Source organism: Streptomyces swartbergensis, from assembly GCF_002148965.1.
Taxonomy (GTDB): Bacteria; Actinomycetota; Actinomycetes; order Streptomycetales; family Streptomycetaceae; genus Streptomyces; species Streptomyces swartbergensis.
In genome coordinates, this window is the sequence record NZ_NGFN01000466.1 from 1 (window position 1) to 5,555 (window position 5,555).

Genomic DNA, 5,555 nt, shown 5'->3' on the forward strand with positions numbered 1-5,555 from the left:
CCCCCGGGCCCGGAGCCGTGCGGCGACGGCGGGCGCGGCGACGTACACCCAGGCCCGGACAACCGCCCCGTCCGCGTCGCGTACGACCTTCCGCTCGACGCGTTCGTACAGGCTGCGCGGGTCGCCCGGCACGTAGTCCTCCAGCCGGTCCAGCTCGGCGAGCAGCTCCGCGTAGGTCTCGGGGTGCGCGGTCACCAGCTCCCCGCACACGACCCCGCCGCCCGGCTCCTCGACCGCGTAGGGATAACCCGGCCCCTCGTACAGCACAGCGCCCGAGAGCCGCCCCGGTACCTCGGAGCGGGTGCGGCCGCGCAGGAAGAGGTCGTGGTTGACCTCACCGGGGCGGAGGGTGCCGTAGACGAAGAAGGGCAGGGTCACAGGAACGATTCTCCACCCTCACACACCTGCACACCGGGCCTATGGACATGACATGTCCGGGCCGACTTGACTCGCGGTCGATATCAACGCCGCACCCGGTCGTCCCCACGCGACCGGGTGCGCCCGTATGAGGAGACCGATGAGTCGGATACGTCACGTCCGAGGGTCCCGTCCCGTCATCGCAGGCATGGCCGTCACCGGCACCGCCGCCCTGCTGGCCGCCGCGCTCTCACCCACCGCCCTGGCTGAGGACCGGCCGACCCGGTCCGACGCGATCGAGAGCGCCGGGACGGTCCTCTCCGACCGGGCCGCGGAACTGGGCCTCACTCCGGCCCAGGAGACGAAGGTCCGCGACGTGGTCGTCGACGAGGACGGCACCCGGCACGTCCGCTACGACCGCACGTACCACCGACTCCCGGTCCTGGGCGGTGACTTCGTACTCCACCTGAACCCGGACGGCACCTACCGCGGCGCGAGCCGGGCGACGAAGTCCGCGCTCTCCCTCGACAGCGTCACCCCGAAGGTGACCGCACCCAAGGCCGCCGACCTCGCCGCGAGCCTGCTGCGCGCCGCGCACCTCGGCGAGACCCTGAAGAAGCTGACCGCCAAGCCGCGGCTGGTCGTCGACGCCCTGCACGGCGCCCCGAAACTGGCCTGGCAGACCGACGCGGTGGCGCACGACGGGCTCGGCAACCCGGTCGGGCGCACGGTGCTGACCGACGCGACGACCGGCGACCGGATCGACGCCTGGGACACCCTGGAATCGGCGTCGGGCGACGGCGAGTCCCTCTACGGCGGCACGGTTCCGCTTCAGACGACCAAGTCCGGGTCGTCGTACAGGCTGAAGGACGCCACCCGGGGCGGCACGTACACGGGCGACGCGGCGAACAAGACGGACCAGTGCCTGCTGACCATCTGCCTGACCCGCGCCCCCGCGACGGTCTTCTCGGACGCCGACAACCACTGGGCCACGGGCGCGGACTCCGACCGCGCGACGGTGGCGGTGGACGCCCAGTACGGCACGGACGTCACCTGGGACTACTTCAAGAACCTGCACGGCCGCAACGGCATCGCCGGCGACGGCAAGGGCTCGTACAACCGCGTCCACTACGGCAAGGACTACAACAACGCCTTCTGGGACGACAACTGCTTCTGCATGACGTACGGCGACGGCGACGGCAAGCAGCTCGGACCGCTGGTGTCGCTGGACGTGGCCGGGCACGAGATGTCCCACGGCGTGACGTCGAAGACGGCGGCGCTGACGTACTCGGGCGAGCCCGGCGGCCTGAACGAGGCCACGTCGGACATCTTCGGCACACTGGTGGAGTTCTACGCGGACAACGCCGAGGATCCCGGTGACTGGCTCATCGGCGAGAAGGTCGTCCGCTCCGGGCTCGGCCGGGAGGCCCTGCGCCGCATGGACCAACCGTCGAAGGACGGGAAGTCCGCCGACTGCTGGAGCGAGGGCCTGGCCGACCTGGACGTGCACTACTCCTCGGGCGTCGGCAACCACTTCGCCTACCTGCTCGCGGAGGGCAGCGGCGCGCAGACGATCAACGGCGTCCGCCACAACTCCCCGACCTGCGACGGCTCCACGGTGAACGGCATCGGCCGGGCCGGGCTCGGCAAGATCTGGTACCGCGCCCTGACGGTCTACATGACGTCCTCGACGGACTACGCGGGCGCCCGTACGGCGACCCTGAACGCGGCGAAGGACCTCTACGGCAGCGGCAGCGTGGAGCAGAAGGCCGTGGCGGCGGCCTGGAGCGCGGTCAACGTGGAATGAGCCGCGCGAGTACGGACAAGGGGACTTAGGGCCGCACCGTCTCCAGCCGCACCGCGCACGCCTTGAACTCCGGCATCCGGGACGTCGGGTCGAGCGCGGGGTTGGTGAGGGAGTTGGCGCGGCCCTCGCCCGGCCAGTGGAACGGCATGAAGACCGTGTCGGGGCGGATGGTGTCCGTGATCCGGGCGGGCGCCACGGCCCGGCCCCGCCGGGACACGACGGCCACCGGATCGCCCTCGGCCGCCCCGAGCCGGGCCGCCAGCCGCGGGTGCAACTCCACGAACGGCCCGGGCGCGGCGGCGTTCAGCTCCGCCACCCGCCGGGTCTGCGCCCCGGACTGGTACTGCGCCACGACCCGCCCGGTGGTGAGCAGCACGGGGTACTCGTCGTCCGGTTCCTCGGCGATGGCCCGGTGCGAGACGGGGACGAAGCGGGCGCGTCCGTCGGGGGTGGCGAAACGGTCGAGGAAGAGGCGCGGGGTGCCCGGGTGGGCACGGTCCGCCGTGTCTCCCGTGGAGGCCGGCGTGTCTCCTGTGGAGGCCGGCGCGTCCGCCGTGGAGACCGGCATATCCCCCGTGGAGACCGGCGTGTCCCCCGTGGAGGCCGCCGTGTCCCCCGTGGAGGCCGGGCGGCCCGCCGCGCCCCGTTGCGCGCCGGGGCCACCCGCCCCGTCCTGGTCCCCCGTCAGGCCCTCCGGCTCCACCGCCGGGCAGGGCCAGAACACCCCGTWCTCCTCCACCAGCCTGCGATACGTGATCCCCGAGTAGTCCGCGGGGCCGCCCGCGCTCGCCCGGCGGAGTTCCTCGAAGATCTCCTCCGGGTCGGTCGGGAAGCCCTTCTCCACGCCCAGGCGCGCGGCCAGCTCGTGCATGACTTCAAGGTCGCTGCGGATGCCCTCGGGCGGGGTGATGGCCTGGCGCCGCAGCAGCACGCGGCCCTCCAGGTTGGTCGTCGTGCCCGTCTCCTCGGCCCACTGGGTGACCGGCAGGACGACGTCCGCGAGCGCCGCCGTCTCCGACAGCACCACGTCACACACGGCAAGGAAGTCCAGGGACTTGATGCGCTCCTCGACATGTGCGGCACGCGGCGCCGACACCACCGGGTTGGACGCCATCAGCAGCAGGGATTTGATCTCGGTGCCCAGCGCGTCCAGCAGCTCGTACGCACTGCGCCCCGGGCCGGGCAGCGAGTCCGGGTCCACGCCCCACACGTCGGCGACGTGCCGCCGCGCCTCCGGGTCGTCGAGCTTGCGGTAGCCCGGCAACTGGTCGGCCTTCTGGCCGTGTTCGCGGCCGCCCTGCCCGTTGCCCTGCCCGGTCAGGCAGCCGTACCCGGACAGCGGGCGGCCCGCCCGGCCGGTCGCCAGGCACAGGTTGATCCACGCGCCCACCGTGTCGGTGCCCTTGGACTGCTGCTCGGGCCCGCGTGCCGTGAGCACCATCGCCGACTCGGGCTCGCAGAACATCCGTACCGTCTCCCGCAGTTCGGGGACGGACACCCCCGTGATCCGCTCCACGTACTCCGGCCAGTGCGCCATCGCGGCGGCCCGGGCGTCCTCCCAGCCCACGGTCCGCTCCCGGACGTACTCCTCGTCCACCCGCCCCTCGGCGATCACCAGGTGCAGCAGGCCCAGGGCGAGCGCCAGGTCCGTGCCCGGCCGGGGCGCCAGGTGCAGGTCCGCCTGCTCGGCGGTCTTCGTGCGGCGCGGGTCGATGACGATCAGCGTGCCGCCGTTCTCCTTCAGCTCGGTGAAGAAACGCAGGGACGGCGGCATGGTCTCCGCGAGGTTCGACCCGACGAGGATCACGCAGCCCGACTTCGGGATGTCCTCCAGCGGGAAGGGCAGCCCCCGGTCGAGGCCGAACGCCTTGATACCGGCCGCCGCGGCCGACGACATGCAGAAACGGCCGTTGTAGTCGATCTGGGACGTGCCCAGCACGACCCGCGCGAACTTGCCGAGCGTGTACGCCTTCTCGTTCGTCAGACCGCCCCCGCCGAACACCCCGACCGCGTCCGGCCCGTACTCCGCGCGCGTCCGGCGCAGCCCCTCGGCGATCCGGTCCAGCGCCTCGTCCCAGGAGGCCGGCACCAGCGTGCCGCCTTCGCGCACCAGGGGTGACGTCAGGCGCACGTTCGAGGCCAGCACCGCAGGCGCCGTACGGCCCTTGCCGCACAGCGCGCCCCGGTTCACCGGGAAGTCCGTACGCTCGCTCACCTCGACGGTCCCGTCCGGCGCGGGCGTCAGGTTCATCCCGCACTGCAAGGCGCAGTACGGGCAGTGCGTGGGCGTGGCGGTGGTCTGCATACCGTTCAGCGTGCTTCGGCCGTGTTACGCCCGCGACGGTTCCCTGTTACGCGGCAGGGACGGCAACCTCCCCGCCGCCGCCGCTCCCGCGTGAGGCACGCACAGGCCGACCCGCGTGAGGCATACGCCTGCCCGCCTTCAGGTCGCCGCCGACCGGCACGGACGTTGCCGATGTGATGAAAAACGCCACATGTGGCTCATTGCTCTCCTTTCTTGGCTGATCCGACATCGTTGAGAGTTGAATCAGCGCCACTACGCTCTCGCTACGCGCAGCGCTCGCACGACTCCGAACGGCGTTCGACTCCCACACTCGAAACAGCCAGGAGGCCAACCGATCATGCCCCTGCGCCATCTGACCCCCCATGACCGACAGCTGTTCCGGCAGTACGGCCGGGGCCCCACCGTCCCCGTCCCCGACCCGCTCCTGCACCACGCCGTCGCCCGGCACGCCGCGGCCACCCCGCACGCCCCGGCCGCCGAACACCAGGGCGCGGCCCTCACCTACGGCGAGCTCGACCGCTACGCCGACGCCCTCGCCGCCCGCCTCGTCCGCGAGGGCGTACGCCCCGGCGACCACGTCGGCCTGTTCGTCCGCCGCTCGATCCCGATGCTCGTCGGCCTGCTCGGCATCCTGAAGGCCGGCGCCGCCTACGTCCCGCAGGACATCGGCCTCGCACCCCCGGCCCAGCTCACCCACGTCATCCGCACCGCCCGGACCCGGGTCGTCCTCACGGTCGCCGAACACGCCCACCGCGTACCGCTGCCGGACGGCCACCTGCTGCTCGCGCTCGACGAGCCGCAGCCGTACGCCCCGGCCCCGCGCCCGCGCGTCACCGGCGACGACGGCGCTTACGTCCTGTTCACCTCCGGCACCACCGGCCGCCCCAACGGCGTGAAGGTCACCCACCGCAACGTCGCCAACATCCTGCTCACCGAGCCGGGCGGCCTCGGCATCCGCCCCGGCGACCGGGTCGCCCAGCTCCTCAACATCGCCTTCGACATGGCCGCCTGGGAGATCCTGGGCTGCCTCGCCCACGGCGGCACCCTCGTCATCCGCGGCAAGGACATCGCCGCGGCGGCCCGCAC

Annotated in this window: 4 protein-coding genes; 2 read left to right on the forward strand and 2 right to left on the reverse strand. The window is 72.5% G+C overall.

The genetic code is table 11. The features are described 5' to 3' along the window. Positions 1-378 (reverse strand): gamma-glutamylcyclotransferase family protein (locus CA983_RS40015; RefSeq protein ID WP_107500336.1); only part of this gene is annotated, 378 nt, incomplete at its 3' end. Between the two features lie 139 nt (positions 379-517). Between CA983_RS40015 and CA983_RS40020 the strand changes: the two genes are divergently transcribed. After that, positions 518-2,164, forward strand: a complete 1,647-nt coding sequence (locus CA983_RS40020; RefSeq protein WP_086605600.1) for a M4 family metallopeptidase — start codon at positions 518-520, stop codon at positions 2,162-2,164. A 25-nt stretch (positions 2,165-2,189) separates the two neighbouring features. Here the strand turns inward: CA983_RS40020 and CA983_RS40025 are convergent, their stop codons facing one another. Then, positions 2,190-4,469: a molybdopterin oxidoreductase family protein gene (locus tag CA983_RS40025; protein ID WP_086605601.1), complete on the reverse strand. Its 2,280-nt coding sequence runs from the start codon at positions 4,467-4,469 to the stop codon at positions 2,190-2,192. Between the two features lie 337 nt (positions 4,470-4,806). On the opposite strand from CA983_RS40025, the gene CA983_RS40030 reads away from it, so the two are divergent. After that, positions 4,807-5,555: AMP-binding protein (locus CA983_RS40030; protein WP_143645716.1), on the forward strand; the 749-nt coding region annotated here is incomplete at its 3' end.